The organism is Paenibacillus sp. EPM92, assembly GCF_016586185.1.
Classification (GTDB): Bacteria; Bacillota; Bacilli; order Paenibacillales; family NBRC-103111; genus Paenibacillus_G; species Paenibacillus_G validus.
In genome coordinates, this window is sequence record NZ_BCPS01000025.1 from 93,442 (window position 1) to 114,252 (window position 20,811).

Sequence of the window (20,811 nt, forward strand, 5' to 3'; positions counted from 1 at the left end):
ACGACGATAAAAGACATTTATGGGGGAGTCATGTTGGAACTGATATTTCAGGAGTTGAGTATTAATTATGACTCAAAGGCGGGATCCCTTAAAGCATTATTCCAAGATATGGAGCGCCTCCTAGCAGAAAGAAACTTGGTCTTGTATGGGATAAAAATTGACGATAAAGAAATATTTGACGATTACATACAACACTTAGAAGAAGAAGTTGGCCGGTATAGTACGATTAAACCTATGGTTGCTACCAGAAAAGAAATCAGGGATAATTTATTGCTCTCTACAGAGCAATATTTAATGCGGGCAAATCCGGCTCTAAAGCAAATGTCGTCGCAGTTCTACCGAGAGCCTTCGGAAGATACCTGGACACTGTTTCAGCAATGGTCTGAAGGGTTTGAATGGATACAGCGCATGCTAGAGAACATAACGATTTCTTGTCACCTGCCGATTGGTTGGGATCAATGCAAACAAACTTTTTTTGAAACTCACCCTTTTTTAGTTGATTTGGAACAAGCGATGGAACATGGGGATTGGACACTGGTTGGCGATATTTTAACCCATGAGATTTTGCCTCGATACGAATCTTTACATTTTCAAATAAGCATGATTATTGATCAAGAGGTTGTGCGTGATGATCTTAACTAAGAACATGAAGTGGCTGGAAGAAAATTTCTACGGGGCAATTGCTAAACTTCAAGAGCCTTCCGAGAATGAAGGTTCGTTTCATCTGGAATCCGCAAAAAATGGAATAAATACAGTTGTATATGGTGCTAATGGGCGGTCCATTTATTTACACAGCAAATACAATCCGCTAAATGAATCAGAACAGTTTATCAAACAATTTGAGCAACTGGACGAATTTGAGCATGTTTTTTTCTATGGAGTAGGGTTGGGGTACCATGTTGATTTGCTGTTAAAGAAATTTCCTCACTTAACGTTTACTTTATATGAGCCTGAATTTGAAGTTTTTCGTCTATATCTGTCTCAAAAGTCTCTTGCAGACTTACCGATTAAACGCCTGCGCAAAGTTTATATTGCTAGAGACGAGCAGGACCAAAGCATATTTATACGAGATTTCGTTTCTAGTGTAAGCGGTAAGACGTTGCTTGTAACTTTGCCAAGCTATGAGCAACTAAATCCAGTCCGTTATATGAGCTTTGTTAATCAGTTTAGAGAAGCTCTAAATCTTCAAATGTTTTCTTTTTCAGCCGATTTCAGGTTTGAAAAGCGATGGACCGTGAATTGCCTAAAAAATCTGCCTTACACTATAAAAACCCCCAACATTATTCAAGATTTTAAAGATAAGTTTAAGGATAAGCCGGCTATTGTTGTAGCGGCGGGTCCATCCTTAGAAGAGGATATTCCTACAATACGTTATATTAGGGAGAACGGTCTCGCTTATATATTTAGCGTAGGATCAGCCATAAAAGCGTTAATCGGACATGGTATATACCCGGATGCAGCGTGTACATATGATCCGATGCCGTGGAACCTCAATGTATTTGAGGATGTAAGGAAACATCAAATTACCTCGATACCGTTGTTTTACGGAAGCAGTGTAGGATATGAAACTCTCGAACATTATCCTGGCCCGCTAGCTCATATGATTACGAGTCAGGATACTTTGGCCACGGTTTTTCTTAATCGAAACGATGGCAGGCCATTAGAGCAAGTGTCGGATGCACCAACGATTGCAGTAGTAGCTTTAGAACTGCTTCACAAATTAGGATGTAACCCGATTATTCTAGCTGGACAAAATTTGGCGTACAAAGGAGATCAGTTTTATTCCAAGGGTATCGGTTACGAATACAGACCGTCAAGTTTGACAGAAGAAGAGTTAGCGAATGCTAAATTGATTAAAGACGTACACGGTAATGATATTTATACTAGTCCTGGCTTTGATCGAATGAGAACTCATATGGAATCGGTAATCAGATTGCATGGCATGACTAATATTTATAATACGACAAAAGGCGGGGCCCATATTGAGGGAACCACCTTTATCACGATCGATGAGCTGGTAAAGGAACGATTGCAGCATAAGCAGGTTGTGACGGATTGGTATCAAAATAAACAAAGTTATTCGCTTCAACTCGTAGTAGAGAGAGTGCAATATATGGTTCAACAGCATGAGCGGGTTGGCGAAATTTTAGAATCTCTTGTGGCTGTTACGAAGACTCTAAAAAGCACGTACATATTGTCTTCTCCCAATAAATTAGATAGAAAACTGGAAAATTTCGAATTGCTAATAAAGGATTTGGAGAATAACGCTTTTTACAATACTATCGTAAAGCCAATGAACCGACTTCAGAACGACTTATTAATAAGGGCGCTCGAGGCTAAGGCGGTACGGTTAGAGAAAAGTAAAGTGATTAAAGCCAAAGCCATCGCTGAACTATTTAAGCCTTATCTAGACGGATGTTTAGAAGATGTTCGAGAAGTAACACCGATGTTTAACGAAGTCACGGAAAATCTATTGAATCAATATGGAGCGGCAGTATGATCTATCATAATAAAAAAATACTTATCATCGGCGGTACAGGAACGATAGGCTATCATCTGACTAGGCGGTTATTACAAGACAATCCGAAGGTAATTCGTATTTTTAGCCGTGATGAATTCAAGCAGTATCAAATGAATATTGATTTTCAGGATCAACAAGAAAAGCTGCGGTTTCTAATTGGAGATGTTAGGGATTATCAAAGAATTTTACGGGCGATGGAAGATATTGATTACGTGTTTCATCTTGCCGCGATGAAGCATGTGCCGGCCTGTGAATATAATCCGTTTGAGGCTGTTCAAACCAATGTGATTGGAACGCAGAATGTTATACAGGCGGCCATGCAGTCTGGCGTAAAGAAAGTACTGTTTACCAGCTCGGATAAGGCTATATCTCCAACTAATACTTATGGTGCGACCAAATTAACTGCAGAGCGATTAATATCCGCTGCAGAGTATCAAAAAGGCCCTAAATCAACGGTCTTCTCATCGGTGAGATTTGGGAATGTGATGGGATCTAGAGGATCGGTTATCCCTTTATTTAAAAAACAAATTCTTGAGAACAGATGTGTTACTGTAACGGACTTAAATATGGTTCGATATATGATGACTTCCTCTCAAGCCATCTCGTTACTGCTTGAAGCTAATGCATTAGCTAGTGGCGGAGAGGTGTTTGTTTTAAAAATGCCTGTAGTAAAGTTGTCTGATTTAGTAACTGTAATGATAGAAGAACTATGTGCGAAAAACAATCTTCCCGTACATGATATTAAAATCAATGAAATCGGCCTGCGGCCAGGGGAAAAGATGTATGAGGAATTAATGACGGAAGATGAGTCAAGAATTGCCCTTGAAAAAGCAGAGATGTATATCATTCCTTCGCTTTTTGCCGGAAAGCAATGGGGCAGTGGCAACATCGTTTCTAAACCAATGCCACAAGAGAATAGCTCTATTCCGCAAAATTTATTAAGAGACTGGCTCCTTACGGAAGTATTAATATAATCGGTTAATTTTGGGGGATGATTATGAAGGCAGTCATTTTAGCTGGAGGACTGGGAACCAGAATAAGTGAGGAGACATCCGTTCGTCCCAAGCCCATGGTGGAAGTAGGCGGAAAGCCTATACTATGGCATATCTTAAAGATTTATTCTTATTACGGGATAAATGATTTTATTATTTGTCTTGGTTACAAGGGATATCTAATTAAAGAATATTTCGCAAATTATTTTTTGCATATGTCTGACGTGACATTTGATATGAAAAATAATCGTATGGAAGTCCTTCAGAATAATTCAGAACCATGGAAAGTCACTTTGGTTGATACCGGAGAACAGTCTATGACAGGTGGGCGTCTTAAGAAAGTTAAGAAGTTTATCGGAGACGAAACTTTCTGTTTTACTTATGGAGATGGATTATCAAATGTTAACATAAGTGATTTAATACATTTCCATAAAAAACAAGCTACATTGGCAACCTTAACAGCCGTGCAACCCCCAGGCCGATTTGGGGCACTTGATTTCAGTGAAAACAAAATTACAAGTTTTCAGGAAAAGCCGAAAGGTGACGGTGCATGGATTAATGGAGGTTACTTTGTTCTTGAACCAGAGGTACTGGATCTTATTCCTAATGACATGACCGTATGGGAACAAGACCCGTTGGAAAAGTTATCCTCCAGTGGTCAATTATCTGCTTACAGACACAATGGGTTTTGGCAGCCCATGGATACTTTAAGAGACAAGATAAAACTTGAAGAGTTATGGAGTTCAAACCAAGCCCCTTGGAAATTATGGTAGGGATGGTGAGAGGGACAAATGCTAGACAAACAATTTTGGAATGGAAGACGGGTATTAGTTACAGGCCATACTGGCTTTAAGGGCTCATGGCTCTCGATTTTGCTCCTTTCATTAGGGGCTGACGTCATGGGTTATTCGAAACAACCTGCGGCAGAACCGAATATGTTTAACGTCTGTAGATTAAATGCTCTGATACCAACTGTAATTGGGGATATAGCAGACAATGATTTGTTGAGAAATACAATACAGTCATTTGAACCTGAGGTTGTGATTCATATGGCGGCACAACCCCTTGTTCGTGAATCGTATATTAATACCCTGGAAACCTATAGTGTAAATATTATGGGAACCGTGAATTTATTGGAGATCCTAAAGACTAGTAATCATTTAAAAGTTATTCTTAATGTAACCACTGACAAGTGTTATGAGAATAAAGAGTGGGTTTGGGGTTATAGGGAAGTAGATGCTCTAGGTGGACATGATCCATACTCGGCAAGTAAAGCTTGTTCGGATCTTATTACAACTTCGTACAGAAAATCTTTCTTTGCAGAGAGAGGTATAGGGGTAGCGACCGTTCGTGCCGGAAATGTGATAGGTGGGGGAGACTGGTCAACCGACAGATTGATTCCCGATTCTATAAAGGCATTAATAAAGGGAACCAAAATTATTATTAGAAAACCACATGCAGTTAGGCCGTGGCAGCACGTATTGGAACCATTATTCGGATACTTATTGTTAGCGGAGAAATTATATAAAGATGATCATAAATACTCAGGAGCCTGGAATTTCGGTCCAAGAGATTCTGATGTTATTTCTGTTGAGAACGTAGTTAGAAAGCTTTCTGAAAAATGGGGATCCGGCAGCTTTGAAATTCAAAATGATATAGAATTACATGAAGCAACTAATTTAAAGTTAGACTGTTCTAAGGCATCTATTATTCTTGACTGGACACCTGTTTGGGAGATAGACAAAGCCTTAGATAAAGTGGTTAATTGGACAACGGCTTGGATTGAAGGTAAAGACATGCACACCTATACACTGAGCCAAATAAATGAATATTTGATGGGAAGAAATAAGACGAACTAAATTCGGGAGTGAATTAGAGATGTCTGATGTTTTTGTAAGTTATAGAGATAGTTGTAGGGTATGTAAGAGTACGAATTTAAAGAAGTGGGTACATTTACCTCAAATGCCTATGACAGATGATCTTAGAAAGCAGGTCAACAAAGAGGTTTTTTTACATGATATCAACATTTATGTGTGTTTGGACTGCCAAGTTAGTCAGACACTTCATGATATTGATTACGGATCATACTACAAAGAATATTCATATACAGTTACAAAATCCGGTTTTGCGAATCAATTTATGCAGCAGCTTGCCACAAATACGATAGATAAGTTTAACCTCAAGCCAGGGTTGAAAGTAGTTGAAGTAGGTTCTGGTGATGGCAGTCAGCTGTTAGAATATAAAAAATTGGGCGCAAATGTATTTGGTTTTGAACCGTCAGAGCTGTTAACGGAGATTAGTAGGCAACGTGGAGTTCCGGTATATACGGGCCTTTTTGATAATGATGCAAGTAAGTATATCCCCAAAGAATTTTCAAGTGCTGATGTCATTCTTTTAACTTATACTTTTGACCATATTCCAAACCCGGTTGATTTTTTATTATCCGTAAAAGACATATTAAACCCTGATAACGGATTGCTCATTATCGAAGTTCACGACTTAGATCAAATCATAGCTAAGCGAGAATATTGCTTATTTGAGCATGAACATTCCGTTTATTTATCGTTGAAAACAATGGAACAACTACTAAAACGCTGTGGCTATAAGCTAATTACAGATAATTTAGTTCCTCTTCAAAGCAGAAGAGGAAATTCACTGCTGATCGTTGCGGCTAACGAAAATTCAAAAATTACTTATGAATCTGAAACTCAAGGTGTACATCAAACATTGGACGATCTCAATAGCTTCTCCAATCGATTAGAAACCGGGATAAAAGAGCTGGATCTTTTTATTGAACAAGAAATTAAAGCAAATAAAAAAATTGCCGGCTATGGGGCAGGTGGCCGCGGAGTTATGACATTAGCTGCTTTAAATAATGCGAAATACTTGAAATATTTGTGCGATCAAAATCATAATTTTCATGGGAAGTTTACACCTAAAACGAACATTCCCGTTGTTCCGACAACCTTTCTGTCAGAACAGCCGGTTGATACTCTAATCGTATTTAGCTATGGATACATGGATGAAATATCAAAACATGTGAATGCACTTCCTAACCCTCCTAAGAGCATAGTATCTCTATTGGAGGTACTATGACAAGCAAAGCTGTTATAGTTACAGGGGCTACGGGCTTCATTGGTTCCTGGCTGGTAAAAAGTTTATTGAAAAAGGAATATAAGGTTGCTGTTATTACCCGAAAAGAAAGTAGTTTAGAGCGTTTGTCTAATCATAAGAATATTATATTAGTCCCAGGGAATTTAAATGATGTTAGTGGATGGTATAAACAGCTTTCCAATTTAGATTTAAATTTCAGGTGTTTTTTTCACCTAGCTTGGGATGGAGTTAGCAATCTAGAAAGAAACTCTATTCAACAGATGAATAATGTCCTTTACAGTCTCGAAACGTTACGATTGGCAAAGTCCTTAAACTGCACGAAGTGGATTGGTACAGGTTCTCAAGCTGAATACGGTCCTCTTAATAAGAAGATCAAAGAAACGGATGTTGCTCATCCGACAACAATGTACGGGGTTGCTAAATTGGCAACCTGCAATTCTTCGCAAATATTGGCAAGGGAAATAGGCATTGAGGCAGTATGGGTTAGAGTTTTCAGTACTTATGGACCATATGATAACAGTGGATGGTTATTAACAGATACCATAAAAACGATGCTTGATAATAAAACACCTGCGCTAACCCTGGGGGAACAGCTGTGGGATTATCTTTATGTTGAGGATGCTGCTGAAGCATTAGTAAATTTATCGGAATCTAATACAGCTTCAGGCGTTTATAATTTGGGTTCCGGCCAGAGCTTGCCTATAAGAAGCATTATGGAACAAGCAAGAAATTTAATAAACCCAAACCTATCACTTGGGTTTGGCCAAATTCCATATAGACAAGATCAAGTCATGCATTTAGAAGCGGACATTGAACGTATCACGAAGGACACAAGTTGGAGACCTAGGACTGAATTAAGAGTCGGTTTAGGCAACTTAATTAATAGCCTGAAAAAAGATAATTGGAGTTGAGTATCAGTGAATTGTAGAATATGTGATTGGCATATGGAGCTATTCCTAAAGGTGCCTGATAGTGCGAGAGAAGTCTCGAAACTATATGATACACCAACGGCATCAAAGGGTGTAGATTTAGATTTATATAAATGCAACAGGTGTGGGCACTATCAAATCCCGGATGTTAATATTGACAGTTATTATGAAGAGTATCTCATGACAGCCAGTTACTCAGAGAAAATGCAAGATCATCAAAAAAAACAAGTGAATGAACTTTTCAAGTTATGTAAAGTGCCGGTCAATTTCTTGGAGATTGGCTGTGGGGATGGCAACTTCATGGATCACTCAAAAAATAAATTTTCTAACGTTGTCGGTGTTGAGCCGTCAAAAACATTTTTCTTTGAGTGCGAAAAAAAAGGACTTCAAGTAATAAATGAATATTTAACAAGAGATATAAAATTTAATTATTTATTTAATGCTTTTGTATCCCGACAGGTATTCGAACATTTACCTAACCCATTTGAAATTTTATCGGTTGCGTATGATTTAATGGATGATGATGCGGTGGGATTAATTGAAGTTCCAAATGCTCAAAAAATGTTGTCGGAGGGCAGATATTTTGATTTGTTTTCGGATCATTTAAATTATTTTACATCTATGAGTTTATGCTACTTGGCTGAAAGAGCAAATTTTAATGTGATTAAAGTTCAAGAGAGTTTCCAAGACGATTATTTAGAGATTTACTTAAGGAAAAAAGAAAAGAAACCGAATTTAACCGAGAAAAGAGTGAATGACTTTAAGTATATTATTGATCATTCCAAGACATATAACCACATTTCTGCTTGGGGAGCCGGTGCAAAAGCACAAGCTATTCTAACCGTTATTGGTCAGGATTTAAATTTGAAACATATTTTTGATTCAGATCCTCATAAGCACAATAAATATATCTGTAATAGTTCGGCCCTAATCGTTACGCCAAGCTTCGAGGCCATTAATGACAATGAGCTAATTATTATTTTTGCTGTCTCGTATCAGGATGAAATCATCTCGCTGTTAAGGAACAAATATATGTTTCAAGGAGATATTATGTGTTTGGGAGGTGAACCATGCATCTTAAAAATATCAGAGAATCCATTATTTATATGACCCACTATTCAAAATCGTCGCATGTCGGCACATGCTTATCGATAGTAGAAATTTTATACGTTCTTTACTTCAAAATAATGAAAGTAGATCCGGAGAATCCGCTAAAGCCGGATAGAGACAAATTCATATTAAGTAAGGGGCATGGAAGTGCTGCCCTATACTCCACTTTGGCGGAGAGGGGTTTTTTTTCGAAGGAAATTTTAAATCGGTATTATATCGATGATGGAATTTTACCGGGTCACCTCGATATGAAAGCTGTGCCTGGCATCGAGCTGTCAACGGGGTCTTTAGGTCATGGTTTATCTGTTGGTGTGGGAATGTCAATCGCCAATATGCTGGATAATAATCCCGGGAACATTTATGTTTTATTAGGCGACGGCGAATGTAATGAGGGAAGTGTTTGGGAAGCGGCTATGTTAGCGTCGCACAATAAATTGAATAATATTACAGCAATTATTGACTGCAATAAGCTGCAAGGCTTTGGAAACACCAAAGATATAATTAACCAGGAAAATCTAGCCGAAAGATGGAAGTCCTTTGGGTGGGATGTTCTTGAGGTCGATGGTCATTCCATATTTGACCTCGAAAGCTGCTTTAATCAACCGGCAACCATGAATCCAAAAGTCATTATTGCTCATACTGTAAAAGGCAAAGGTGTTAGTTTTATGGAAGATAAACTTGAATGGCATTATAAATCGCCCAATACTCAAGAATTAGAAAAAGCCCTGAAAGAGTTGAGCCGTGCATTATGAGAACTACCTTTCTAGATACATTAATGCAACAAGCCAGAATAGATGACAGAATCTATCTAATCACTCCAGATTTGGGGTTTTCTGTCCTAGAGAAATTCAGGGATGAGTTTCCTAAGCGGTTTTTAAATGCAGGGATTGCTGAACAAAACGCTGTAGGTGTTGCATCAGGCCTGGCCCTTTCAGGAAAAATTGTCTATGTTTACAGTATAGTGCCTTTCGTAACAATGAGATGCTTTGAGCAAATTCGTATTGATGTCGCTTATATGAATACTAATGTAAGACTGGTTGGAGTCGGGGCTGGGTTATCATATGGTCCGCAAGGCGCAACCCATCACGCTATAGAGGATATTGCAATTATGCGGGCGCTTCCTAATATGACGGTTTGCGCTCCGGGTGACCCATTGGAAGTTAGAGAACTGACTAATGCAAGCTTTTATCATCAAGGCCCTATGTATATTAGACTTGGTAAAAATAATGAGCCTCAAATACACAGTCCTGGCACTAAAATCTCTTTAGGAAAAGCGATTGAAGTAACAAAAGGTGATGATTTAGTTTTAATAACGACAAGCAATACGTTGGAATTGGGTTTGAAATGGGTCAAAGAATGGGACGAACAAAACGTAAAGGTCAGACTTATAAGTATGCCAACCGTAAAGCCAATTGATGTGGAAATGATTAATAAGATCATTGAAGAGGGACTTCCCATCCTAACTTTGGAAGAACATAACATTGTAGGAGGCCTAGGGAGCGCAGTTGCAGAGATTGTGGCAGAAAGTGAGAAGAAAATTAAGTTCAAGAGGATAGGGCTACCTGATGTGTATTCGCATTATGTCGGCAGTCAAGATTTCTTAAGAGAAAAACTTGGGTTAGTTAGACCTTCTATTTAAGAGTTGGAGGCACAAATGAAAAAACCGCTACTCACTATCATTATTCCTACTTATAATAGGGCGTCATTACTTGAAAAAGCGCTCAAATCTCTGTTGCCTCAGATTAAAGATCTGGAAGATGTGGAGCTTGTCGTTTCAGATAACGCGTCAACAGATCAAACGGAAGAAGTAGTTAGGCAAGCCCTTCAAACAGGAAGCTTTAAATATAATAGAAACAATGAAAATATGGGTGCCGTAGGAAATATATTTACAGCAATCGAAGAAATCGCAACAGGGGAATATTGTTGGGTTATAGGCGACGATGATATGGTGCGGCAAGGTAAGGTCAATAAGATAGTAGAGATCATTAAAGAAAATAAATTGATTGATTATTTTTTTATCAACTATTTTACAAAACAAATCAAAGAGAGAGACGACATTATTGATAATTTTAATTCAGCTTATACTCCTAGTTTGAAAGAGTGTTTGTCAAAAGATTTGACAGAAAAACAGCTAAATAATTGGGAGCATTTGCTGGGGATTGATACGGATTGGCCTTCTTATTTATTTACTGCCATCGTATCTAGTATCTTTAGAAGAACGACTTGGCTACAATATTCAAATTGTATTCAATTTGATAAAATAGCGGATAATCAATTTTCCAGATTGGATATGACCTATCCGCATTTAAAAATTGTTGCTATTTCCATGATTAACAAACCTGTTTATTATATTGGAGATCCCATCGTCTTATTAGGACAAGGGAGTCAAGAATGGTCAGGGCATTTGCCTAAAATATTATTACTAAGACTGAAAGATGTCATTGAACTTTATGAGGAAATAGGTGTTTCGGAAGAGTATCTTCATATTGTCCGTAATCATTATCTAAAGCAATGTGGAACTGTTTGTTTTAAACTCCTTGAAGAGTCTAACGATCCTTCTCACTTTAAAATGGTTATGGAAGCTATGCAATGGGCAAATGATAATAAAATATTTTTTAATTCATTTATTGAAGAGACAAGACATTTCGTTCAAAGATTAAAGACATACCAAGAATATCTGGTTGAGATGCTTGTATCAACGATAATAGCATATTCAGATAAAGATGATATCTCGATTGCTGTATGGGGAAGTGGAGAAATTTGCAGGTTGTTATACACGAGCTCAGACAACCTCGCACGTAAGGTCAAGGTAGTTATTGATAATAATAAGACCTTGCAAGGGACTGTATTTCAAAATAAGTTTATTATACGCTCTCCTGACTATTTAAAGGAAAACCATGTCGATATAATTGTTATTGCATCAATAAAATATGTTGATGAAATTATAGATCAAATCAGAAACCAATTAAATATAAATACAAGAATATTAAGTTTAAAAGGGTTAAGTTGAAAAACGACTATCGGGTTTGCAAAATATCCAGCAAAATTAAGAATCCCACTTAGGGGCTGAAAGTACACATGAGGGTCTTAATGTTTCGCACAGCACCAAAACCGATATGCCAGGCGGCGCTTGATTATTTGAAAAAGCATTATGTGGATGTGGAGATAGATTATATAGGGAACGTAGATTGGGATCGTGAAGAAAAGCCGTTCCGGAATTATTACTTATTGGAGTATACAGGCTTTTTGGATAAGAAGAAAATCCCCGGCCAATTGTTAGAAGAGCTTAGAGATAACAAATATGATCTGATCTTGCTCCCCTATAGCTTATATGGTTCAACCACATATAAAAACTTGCTGCGGATTGCCGATCAAATTAAGCCGCTTCATATTTTACAATACCATGACCATGGTCCGGAAAAGCTAAAAACAATAACGGAGCTAAGGATTCGTTTATGGATCCAATCCGTGATTTTTATACTAGCAGTAATTCCTGTATTTCTAATCACCCTTATTAACTATATCCGAGCACTTCTTGTAAAATATTATAAGGCAAATCGGACAAGTCGCCCATTGGATTCTGTTCAGGTTATCGGAGGGACTACACGACTTCAAAAGGTTAGAGAAATCGTGCAACCGAACGATAACGGCGTTGTTAAGATTGGATGTATTGCAAGGTTGGATCCCATTAAAGGTCATCGTTATTTATTAGAGGCTGCTCAATTATTGATACAAGATCAACGTCAGTTTGAAATTTTACTAATAGGTGGAGGACCTGAGACTGAGTCTTTAAAATCTTTTTGTGAACAAAAATCCTTGACATCGTTTGTGCGATTTCTGGGGTTTCAAGCTGATATCAAACCTTTCCTAGAGCAATGTGATATTTTTGTATTGCCGTCTTTAAATGAAGCCATGCCCATTTCCTTAATTGAAGTTATGGCCGCGCAAAAACCATTGGTTGCAACAAAGACGGGAAGTATTCCCTACGTAATACAACATGGTCATAATGGCTTGTTAGTAAGTCCAGCTTCTTCTGTTGAACTGGCAGCGGCTCTCAAACGTTTAATGGATAATCCGGATGAAAGAGCTCAACTAGGAATGAATGCATACCGATATTATAGAGAGAATTTGTCACCGGATGTCTTTTGTAAAAAGCACATGGAGATTTACGAGACAGTTGTCGATGCACCTAATCGGCCTATCCGAACAATAGTGACCACAATCTTCGATATGACGATAGGAGGCTTGCAATCTTATATCGAATTACTGCAGACTTGCTCCAGTCATACGGGTTTTCAGGTACAGGTAATGTCTCTCGGGATGGTAAATTTAAACTTAAGAGTAATGCTATTAATTCATTTTCGCAAAATCTTTGCGGCCATATTTCCTAAAAGCGGGGAAATCGCTGCATTCACTTGTCGCCAAATGTTACTCCGTTATTTAATGTTGAAGATCTTGAGATCAGACCAAAAGCCGGATGTGATCCACGTCCATGATGTCATGGGATACCATGCGTTGGCCCCACTATGCAGATGGTTTTCGGTACCTCTCATATTAACGAAACATGGGGACTTGGCTAAAGAAGTGGCGGCATATGAGAAAGTAGACAAAAATAGCTTTGTCTTTCAATACTTTGATTATTTGGAACATAAGGCTTATCGAGAAGCAAAGCACCTCGTAGTTGTTGACCAGGAGTCTAAAATCAGAATTGAGCGGAGTGAGAACTTCAAATCATGAAGGTTGTCCAAGCCTTTCCTTACCATGGGGTAACAGGTGTAGATCGTTACGTTTCTGTCTTAAATGGCGGGCTGCTTCAATTGGATTCCGACATAGAAATCATTAATTTAATATTTTGTTCTAGTCAAGAAGCAGTAAAACATAAAGAGATAGATCATCCAAGGGTTCATTATCGATTTATAGAATGTGATATGGGCATGAAGCTCAACTATGATCCTCTGAAAGATTGTTTTGCCGATTCAGTCATAACCTCTAAATTTGAGCATTTTTTAGATGCGGAAAAGCCGGATGTTATTAATTTTCAGCATCTATCCGACCTAGGCGTTTCATTACTGGGAGCAGCCAAAGAAAAAGGAGTTTCGACGGTGGTCACTTTACATGACTACTGGTCCATCTGTCCCAGAAGTTTTCTTATAAACTCGGATTTAAAATTGTGTGACGGTCCCAACCTTGGCACAAGATGTATCCGGTGTTTCGATTCAGCCCATCAACATGTTGGAACTGAAGTAATGCCATTTGTAGCTAGATACCAATTTATCACAGACGCATTGGACAAGAAAGCAGATCTAATTGTGACTGTATCCGATGCTATAAGAAATAGATTATTACAAGAGGGGCTAGATGACAAGAAGGTTGTTTCCATCCATACATCTTTAGATTCTTTGGATAGAACAAGTTTGAAAATCAACCATGACAAGAACGGGGTTACCTTTGGATTTATTGGCAATTTGCTTGTACATAAAGGCCCCCATATTCTTCTAGAGGCATTTCGTCAATTGAATGATCCTCATTCAAGATTGGTCATTTATGGATCCATTGATCCGTTATATCGGCCAACTATTGAAAAAATAATGGGCAGTATACCTAATGTTTTTTGGAAGGGCTCATATCAGTCCAACGAGCTAGAGGCTATTTTTGATGAAATAGATGTTCTGGTTGTTCCAACGATTTGTCCGGAACAGCCGCTAGTCATCCTAGAAGCACTCCAGTATCATACTCCGGTTATAGGGTCAAATTTGGGAGGCATTCCCGAAATGATTGGTCCGGAGTTCGGGGCTTTGTTTGAAGCGGGAAATATAGAACAGTTGCTTTTGCTAATGAAAAAAATCACCGCTTTTCCTGAGACATTAACATCTTGGTCGAAACAAATTCCGGTATTGCCGTCGGTTGAGACTTTTTGCAAGAAAGTATACGATTATTACAAAGTAATTGCCCGGCATCGTACTTCGCCAGGTGTTGTAAAACCGGATCACTTATCTCTTCTAGGACCTCAGGATAAAGGTTTCTTAAGAAAACCAATGATACCAAGGCAAATCAAGCGTATAGAGGCGCATTTACATACTGTTGGTGCAAGAAAGGTAGCTATATTCGGTACTGGACATCTTGGACTAATGATCTGTCGACATTTAGCTATACGAGATGTAAAGATTATCGGTTTTATGGATAATGATCCAAAAAAATGGGGTCAAGTCATTGATGGCATACCAGTAACGTCTCCGAACCAGATCATAGATATTGTCGGTTTAGAAATGATAATTATCGTGTCGGATTGGGAGATAGAAATCATGGAGCAACTGGAGAGTATGGAATTGAATGTTCCAGTTATAGGGTTTTATAGCTACTAACTAGGAAACGAGTGGGGGAAATATGACATCCGTTCAATGGTGGGACAAGCCGTTCGATGATTCGCTTTGGAAAAGAGATCGATACCTAAATACAATCATCGGCTATGTCAATAATATTAAAGTCTTGAGCTTAGATGTGTTTGATACACTCTTATTAAGAACATGTGAGAAGCCTGCTGATGTCTTTTACCTGGTGGGACAGCAAGCCATTCAAATGCAGCTTGTAAGAAATGGATTAACGGCAAAAGAGTTTCAAGAAATCCGAATATTAGCTGAGAGAAAGGCAAGATTCAGACTCAAAAAAGAAGCAGGGCATGATGAGGTTACTTTCGAGCAAATATATGAAATGCTGCCGCAAAATATAGGCGATCGAGCTAAGATTATGAACCTTGAATTAGAAGTGGAGAGGCAAGTCTGCTATCTAAATCCTAATATCGAGTCACTAATTAAGAGTGTTAAAAAAAATGGAACCAAGATTGTTCTTCTATCGGATATGTATCTTTCCTCAGAGCAAATCAAGAGACTTATCAGTTCGTCAGGACTAGAAGAATCGTTGATTGACTTCATGTTCGTTTCCAATGAAGAGGGGGGGGGCAAGGCTAATGGGAACCTCTTTCATCAAATGGTGACGCGTTTTCCTAATGAAAATATCGATGCGTATCTACATATAGGGGATAGCGCAGATGCGGATGTATACGGGGCAATCCAGTTTGGTATCAAGGCTATTCACTATAAAGTAATACCATCTGATTTTGAAGGTGTTTTTGAATGGGAGAAAGTTCGACATCATGATATTTTGCCCCAATTACAATCGATTCGAAAGCTAGCTGGAGCAACATCGGCTGAATACCCAGAGGATGATCAATTTTGGTTTCGATTCGGGGCTGAAGTATATGGGCCTTTTTTAGCAGCCTATTGTGACTGGATACTGGACATTTGTGTTCAAGAGCGAAGAAAGGCCATTTATCCATTTCTCAGGGAGGGAATATTGCTTACCGGCATGCTCAAGAAGGCGGCGCAAATGCGGCGGCTTGATATAAAAATCGAACCTTTGTACGTTTCCAGACAAGCTACTTTTTTAGCGGGGCTGGATGCGTTCGATGAGGAGCATTTCGGTAATTTATTCGAGAGAAATCATTTTACTGTGGCGGATCTCATACGAATGCTTGAATTAGAAAAGGAACTGCAAGCTTACCTAGAATTTGCTCATATACCATTAAGTGAATCGGCAAAAATTGTTTTGCCGCAGGGCGGCAATTTGAAGCAGAGCTTGAAGAATGTACTGACAAGCTCGGTTGTGCAAGAGAAAATACGGGAAGTTATTGATAAAAGAAGAAATGATTTAGTTCAATACTTACAACAAACCTGTAATTCTTTTGACGGCATCGTGACCGTTGATTTAGGCTTTAAAGGAACAATCCAAAGATCTATAAATGCTGCATTGAAAATATCAGGCATTCCTTTCGATATAAGTCATCTTCTTGCCGTTGGCGGCGAAGAAACGAAGCATCATCTTCTAGCGGGGCTCGATATTCGCGGGTTTACGGGAAATAGTGGGGAAAACCACGATTTAATCAAGACTATTATGAGAAGTCCTGAATTTTTGGAAGAGTTGTTAATGGGTGAAATAGGCTCCACATTAGGTTATGAACAACACCAAGGTGCCTCAAAGCCAATATTAGGGGAATTAAAATATGGAGAAGAAGAAATTAGAAATAAACAAATCTGTCAAGAAGGTGTAATGGCCTTTCAAGGTTATTGGTACTACTTAAAAGAGAAAAAATCACAATTGATGAAAATTCCAGACGCGTCAAACCGTGATTTTGCTAAACTTATTCATAGAGTTATTGACATGCCAACAGCCGAAGAGGCTCATCATTTTGGTGGTTTGACACATGATGATAACTTTGGAAGTGAGCATGCAAGCAGCATTTGCACAAAAGAAGATTTAGAATTATGTAATCGATTAGGTTCGGAGCATTTTTTAGAGCTAGGCCGCTTTGGATTTAAAGCTACTGAGGTTTACTGGCCTCAAGGTGTAGTCACACGATCTGACCCTGCTGTAATTTTTCGGCATTATTTGAAGCATAGCACTGCCCATGGATATCTTTACATGATGAGTCATCTTGTATCCAATCTTCGACAAGCCCATATTCATGAAATTACGATCTACGGGGCAGGTGATGTAGGACAATCATTACTGAAAATTGCCCGTCTAAATCAAATTAAAGTAGCTTACTTTGTAGATAGAAAACCTTCCCTTTGGGGACAGAAGATAGATGGAGTAGAAGTGATCTCGTTAACATCGGCTTTGTCAAAAAACATTGATGTTTTTGCAGTTGGCTCCCTTTCTTTTATTAGCGATATTATCATGGATATCAGAACAAAATTTCAAGATGTCGGTAGATCGCCGCAAATATTTAGCCTTCAAATAGGCAAGGAGGCCCAGGGATGAAGGAGCCATGCGTGAGCATCGTTATGCTTTGTTGGAACCGCAAAGAAGATGTATACGAAAGCCTGCGGCGTATTCGTGAGATCGAATATGGAGCTTTAGAGGTCATTGTAGTAGACAACGGCTCAACGGATGGAACACAGACGATGGTAGAACAGGAATTTCCCGAAGCGCGATTAATTCGCATGTATAAGAACCTAGGGATCGAGGCTTATAACATTGGGTTTGAGAATGCAAGCGGTGAATATATCGTTATTCTAGATGATGATTCTTTTCCTGCTAAACAAGCTATCCGTCGAATGGTTGATAAATTTCAGAAAGATCCACAATTAGGCGTGGTAGCTTTCGACGTTCGAAATTACTTCAACTATGACGAAGTAAAAACGATGGAAGCGGAAAGTGGAGATGTTAACACGGCTGCAATCACAAAAGATTATCTGATGTCTTTTAACGGAGCTGGAGCTGGTGTTCGAAAAGATATATTTAAAGAAGTTGGGTTCTACCCTGAAGATTTTTTTCTTTATAATAACGAACTGGACGTCGCTTTCCGTATTTTAGACTTGAACTATAAGATCGAGTTTTTTTCAGATGTGGTTGCTTATCATAAATTCTCGCCACAAAATCGAGCGTCGTGGAGGGCGCCTTATTATTACACTAGAAACGCCTTTTGGATTGTGTGGAAGAACTATCCGATTAGAGCGGCTGTAAAACAGACTCTCAAGTTAATCTATGATTGTTTATACGCATCCATGGAGCAAAGAACAAATGTATATCTCAAAGCTTTAATTGCCGCCTTCAGTCAGTCGGACGCAATCCGAAACAAGCGAAAAGCTGTTCGGTCTGATATTGTTCAGCGCCTTCGGGTCCCCTTTGATGTCTTTTTTACGTTTTATCGGTAATCGAAAGGTGGTTGGTCAATCTGAAAAATGCTCTAATTATACGTTCGGCAAGCTTTCAACAACTGGATAAAAATTTTCCGGCGATAGAGGAGGCACTGCCCGATCATCGGTTTCAAATGTTAACTCATGAGCATGGTGTTAAGCTAGCCGAGAAATATAAATTGTTAAGTAAAATATATGTGTATCCTTATAAACAAAGCTTTTCTTTTTGGCGTCCAGTGCAAGAATTCAAAGATCAGAAATTTGATTGTGTCATCGTTCCGGTATCCAATTTGACAGGAGCAGGTTTTTTAAATGTACTTCTGTTTTCATTAACGATAAATGCTAAGAAACGCTATATTTGTAATCTCATCTCTGATTTGCGCCCAGTTAGCATGGTCTCCATTATCGGTATGGGAGCTCGCAGCTTATTGATTTCGGCTATTTCAGTGCTAGTTACGGTTCTGCTTGCGGTTCCGTTAACTATTGGGTTGCCGATGATGCTTAGAAGATTGAAGAAGAAATAAGGTTTAATGGAGGTCTCCCTATGTTCGACTATATCATCGTGGGCGCGGGTTTTTCCGGCTCAGTCATGGCAGAACGGATTGCCAATGAATTGAACAAGAAAGTACTTATCATTGAGAAACGTCGCCATATCGCCGGAAATGTCTACGATCGGTATGATGAATCGGGATTGCTCGTCCATCAATACGGGCCGCATATTTTTCATACAAGAGTTAAATATGTATGGGATTATCTGTCTCAATATACGGATTGGTATTTGTATCATCACCATGTTCTGGGAAGCGTTGACGGGAACAAGGCTCCTATTCCTTTTAACCTAAATACACTATATACGCTTCTGCCGACTCACACAGCGGCCAAGCTGGAAGACAAGCTTCTTCGAGCTTTCGGTTATAATGTGAAGGTGCCGATCCTGAAGCTGCGGAACACGGATGATGTGGACTTAAAATGGTTGGCGGAGTTCGTCTATGAGAAGGTGTTTCTGAACTACACCACCAAGCAGTGGGGAATGAGGCCTGAGGAGCTCGATCCCTTAGTTACTGGAAGAGTTCCCATTTATATCTCTAGGGATGACCGTTATTTCCAAGATGCTTACCAAGGCATGCCCCAAAAGGGCTATACGGCGATGTTCGAAAGGATGTTGGGCCATCCGAACATCAGGATCATGCTGAATACCGATTATAGGGAAGTGATCAAGGCTGATTGGGAACGGAAGGCTGTGACACTTTTTGGGGTGCCTTTTAGGGGCAAGGTTATTTTTACCGGAAAGATTGATGAGCTTTTTGACTACGAGTATGGGGAACTCCCGTATCGCTCGCTGCGTTTTCAGTTTGAAACGCTCCATCAAGAACGTTTTCAGAATGTCGGCACGGTTAACTACCCGAATGAGTATGATTTTACGCGAATTACCGAGTTTAAGCACTTAACCGGACAGCAGCATGGATATACAACCATCGTGAAAGAGTATCCGCAAGCCTATATCAAAGATGTGGAAGGGCAAAATATACCTTACTACCCGATCCCGCGCCCTGAAAATCAAGAAAGATATGAAAAGTATAGGGATAAAGCGAAGGAATTTGATCAATTCGTCTTGCTCGGACGACTTGCCGAGTACAAATATTATGATATGGATGCGTGCGTGGCTAGGGCATTGCGGTTGTTTGAAGAAAAAGTTAAAGGTGGAACCCAAGAATGAAGATTATTCTGATTATCCAGGCACGTATGGGGTCGACCCGACTGCCAGGAAAAATCTTAAAGCCTCTCGGGATGACCACGGTACTGGATTATGATGTAACACGCTGCAGACAAATCAACCAAGTGCAGGATGTCATCGTGGCTACCTCAACCTTAGAGCAGGATGAACCTATCGTAGAGTGGTGTGAAGAAAACGGAGTGACTTGCTTCCGTGGTTCTGAGGACGATGTGCTTTCCCGGTATTACGAATGCGCTAAAGCGTACGCACCCGATTATGTGATTCGAGTCACCAGCGATTGTCCATTTATCGATTATCACTTGGGAAATCAAGTGGTGCAGGTGATGGAAGAGAATCCCAGTGACATCGTACTGCTTCAAGGCGCCCTGCCGCGAGGCTTGGCCATCGAAATGGTTTCATTCCAAGCCTTAGAATACATGTATCATTACGGCAAAGAGCACCGGCATCGTGAACATGTGACGTACTACGCCTACGAATATCCGGAGCGGTTTAAAGCGGCTTACTGTAAGATACCCGAGTCCTTACAGCATCCAGAGCTTCGTATTACGCTAGATACTCCGGAAGATTATGAACTGCTTAAAGCTATTGCCAATCATTCTCAGGACAAGCTGATTTCTTCGCAAACGGTAGTACAATATTTACTTGCTAATCCAGATGTAGCGGCAATTAATGCCCATATCCAGCAGAAACCGGTCGTTTAGACAAGACAGGAGTA

The 20,811-nt window shown here is 39.3% G+C and carries 18 protein-coding genes; all 18 read left to right on the forward strand.

Translation table 11 applies throughout. The annotated features are described in order from the left end of the window. Positions 1-30 precede the first annotated feature (30 nt). The 18 genes from JMF85_RS05140 (at position 31) to JMF85_RS05225 (ending at position 20,797) form a co-directional block, all read left to right on the forward strand. Positions 31-642, forward strand: coding sequence for a DUF8042 domain-containing protein (locus JMF85_RS05140; RefSeq protein WP_155615208.1), 612 nt, complete (start codon positions 31-33; stop codon positions 640-642). Then, the gene (locus tag JMF85_RS05145; RefSeq protein ID WP_127609056.1) at positions 629-2,500 is read left to right on the forward strand and encodes a motility associated factor glycosyltransferase family protein; all 1,872 of its coding nucleotides are present in this window, start codon (positions 629-631) and stop codon (positions 2,498-2,500) included. Before JMF85_RS05140 ends, JMF85_RS05145 begins: the two co-directional genes overlap by 14 nt. Then, positions 2,497-3,495: a UDP-N-acetylglucosamine 4,6-dehydratase family protein gene (locus JMF85_RS05150; protein ID WP_201317848.1), complete on the forward strand. Its 999-nt coding sequence runs from the start codon at positions 2,497-2,499 to the stop codon at positions 3,493-3,495. Before JMF85_RS05145 ends, JMF85_RS05150 begins: the two co-directional genes overlap by 4 nt. 23 nt (positions 3,496-3,518) lie before the next feature. Next, positions 3,519-4,286, forward strand: a complete 768-nt coding sequence (gene rfbF, locus JMF85_RS05155; RefSeq protein WP_127609058.1) for a glucose-1-phosphate cytidylyltransferase — start codon at positions 3,519-3,521, stop codon at positions 4,284-4,286. Positions 4,287-4,304: 18 nt separating this feature from the next. Further along, positions 4,305-5,372, forward strand: a complete 1,068-nt coding sequence (gene rfbG / locus JMF85_RS05160; RefSeq protein ID WP_127609059.1) for a CDP-glucose 4,6-dehydratase — start codon at positions 4,305-4,307, stop codon at positions 5,370-5,372. A gap of 19 nt (positions 5,373-5,391) precedes the next feature. Next, positions 5,392-6,609: a class I SAM-dependent methyltransferase gene (locus tag JMF85_RS05165; protein WP_127609060.1), complete on the forward strand. Its 1,218-nt coding sequence runs from the start codon at positions 5,392-5,394 to the stop codon at positions 6,607-6,609. Continuing rightward, the gene (locus tag JMF85_RS05170) at positions 6,606-7,538 is read left to right on the forward strand and encodes an NAD-dependent epimerase/dehydratase family protein (RefSeq protein WP_155615209.1); all 933 of its coding nucleotides are present in this window, start codon (positions 6,606-6,608) and stop codon (positions 7,536-7,538) included. Before JMF85_RS05165 ends, JMF85_RS05170 begins: the two co-directional genes overlap by 4 nt. Positions 7,539-7,589: 51 nt before the next feature. After that, positions 7,590-8,666: a class I SAM-dependent methyltransferase gene (locus JMF85_RS05175; RefSeq protein ID WP_201317849.1), complete on the forward strand. Its 1,077-nt coding sequence runs from the start codon at positions 7,590-7,592 to the stop codon at positions 8,664-8,666. Then, on the forward strand, positions 8,627-9,418 hold the full coding sequence (locus JMF85_RS05180) for a transketolase (RefSeq protein ID WP_230876231.1): 792 nt from the start codon (positions 8,627-8,629) through the stop codon (positions 9,416-9,418). The genes JMF85_RS05175 and JMF85_RS05180 overlap by 40 nt, the downstream gene beginning before the upstream one ends. After that, the gene (locus JMF85_RS05185) at positions 9,415-10,305 is read left to right on the forward strand and encodes a transketolase family protein (RefSeq protein WP_155615211.1); all 891 of its coding nucleotides are present in this window, start codon (positions 9,415-9,417) and stop codon (positions 10,303-10,305) included. Before JMF85_RS05180 ends, JMF85_RS05185 begins: the two co-directional genes overlap by 4 nt. Positions 10,306-10,320: 15 nt before the next feature. Beyond that, a complete protein-coding gene (locus JMF85_RS05190; protein WP_201317850.1) occupies positions 10,321-11,676 on the forward strand; it encodes a glycosyltransferase family 2 protein in 1,356 nt (451 codons plus the stop codon). A gap of 80 nt (positions 11,677-11,756) precedes the next feature. Then, positions 11,757-13,403 (forward strand): glycosyltransferase, encoded by a 1,647-nt coding sequence (locus tag JMF85_RS05195; RefSeq protein ID WP_201317851.1) that lies wholly within the window; start codon positions 11,757-11,759, stop codon positions 13,401-13,403. Further along, positions 13,400-15,028, forward strand: a complete 1,629-nt coding sequence (locus JMF85_RS05200) for a glycosyltransferase (protein ID WP_201317852.1) — start codon at positions 13,400-13,402, stop codon at positions 15,026-15,028. Before JMF85_RS05195 ends, JMF85_RS05200 begins: the two co-directional genes overlap by 4 nt. Before the next feature lie 22 nt (positions 15,029-15,050). After that, a complete protein-coding gene (locus JMF85_RS05205; RefSeq protein ID WP_201317853.1) occupies positions 15,051-17,483 on the forward strand; it encodes an HAD family hydrolase in 2,433 nt (810 codons plus the stop codon). Further along, on the forward strand, positions 17,480-18,379 hold the full coding sequence (locus JMF85_RS05210) for a glycosyltransferase family 2 protein (protein WP_201317854.1): 900 nt from the start codon (positions 17,480-17,482) through the stop codon (positions 18,377-18,379). The genes JMF85_RS05205 and JMF85_RS05210 overlap by 4 nt, the downstream gene beginning before the upstream one ends. Positions 18,380-18,390: 11 nt before the next feature. Then, a complete protein-coding gene (locus JMF85_RS05215) occupies positions 18,391-18,885 on the forward strand; it encodes a hypothetical protein (protein ID WP_236595740.1) in 495 nt (164 codons plus the stop codon). A 20-nt stretch (positions 18,886-18,905) separates the two neighbouring features. Then, entirely contained in the window at positions 18,906-20,078 is a 1,173-nt protein-coding gene (glf, locus tag JMF85_RS05220) for a UDP-galactopyranose mutase (RefSeq protein ID WP_201317855.1), read from the forward strand. Then, positions 20,075-20,797: a cytidylyltransferase domain-containing protein gene (locus tag JMF85_RS05225; protein WP_054800139.1), complete on the forward strand. Its 723-nt coding sequence runs from the start codon at positions 20,075-20,077 to the stop codon at positions 20,795-20,797. The genes glf and JMF85_RS05225 overlap by 4 nt, the downstream gene beginning before the upstream one ends. Positions 20,798-20,811: the final 14 nt, after the last annotated feature.

Coding starts and splice junctions, on each gene's coding strand:
- JMF85_RS05140 (WP_155615208.1), top strand. CDS start 31: ATGTTGGAACTGATATTTCAGGAGTTGAGTATTAATTATGACTCAAAG.
- JMF85_RS05145 (WP_127609056.1), top strand. CDS start 629: ATGATCTTAACTAAGAACATGAAGTGGCTGGAAGAAAATTTCTACGGG.
- JMF85_RS05150 (WP_201317848.1), top strand. CDS start 2,497: ATGATCTATCATAATAAAAAAATACTTATCATCGGCGGTACAGGAACG.
- rfbF (WP_127609058.1), top strand. CDS start 3,519: ATGAAGGCAGTCATTTTAGCTGGAGGACTGGGAACCAGAATAAGTGAG.
- rfbG (WP_127609059.1), top strand. CDS start 4,305: ATGCTAGACAAACAATTTTGGAATGGAAGACGGGTATTAGTTACAGGC.
- JMF85_RS05165 (WP_127609060.1), top strand. CDS start 5,392: ATGTCTGATGTTTTTGTAAGTTATAGAGATAGTTGTAGGGTATGTAAG.
- JMF85_RS05170 (WP_155615209.1), top strand. CDS start 6,606: ATGACAAGCAAAGCTGTTATAGTTACAGGGGCTACGGGCTTCATTGGT.
- JMF85_RS05180 (WP_230876231.1), top strand. CDS start 8,627: ATGCATCTTAAAAATATCAGAGAATCCATTATTTATATGACCCACTAT.
- JMF85_RS05185 (WP_155615211.1), top strand. CDS start 9,415: ATGAGAACTACCTTTCTAGATACATTAATGCAACAAGCCAGAATAGAT.
- JMF85_RS05190 (WP_201317850.1), top strand. CDS start 10,321: ATGAAAAAACCGCTACTCACTATCATTATTCCTACTTATAATAGGGCG.
- JMF85_RS05195 (WP_201317851.1), top strand. CDS start 11,757: ATGTTTCGCACAGCACCAAAACCGATATGCCAGGCGGCGCTTGATTAT.
- JMF85_RS05200 (WP_201317852.1), top strand. CDS start 13,400: ATGAAGGTTGTCCAAGCCTTTCCTTACCATGGGGTAACAGGTGTAGAT.
- JMF85_RS05205 (WP_201317853.1), top strand. CDS start 15,051: ATGACATCCGTTCAATGGTGGGACAAGCCGTTCGATGATTCGCTTTGG.
- JMF85_RS05210 (WP_201317854.1), top strand. CDS start 17,480: ATGAAGGAGCCATGCGTGAGCATCGTTATGCTTTGTTGGAACCGCAAA.
- glf (WP_201317855.1), top strand. CDS start 18,906: ATGTTCGACTATATCATCGTGGGCGCGGGTTTTTCCGGCTCAGTCATG.
- JMF85_RS05225 (WP_054800139.1), top strand. CDS start 20,075: ATGAAGATTATTCTGATTATCCAGGCACGTATGGGGTCGACCCGACTG.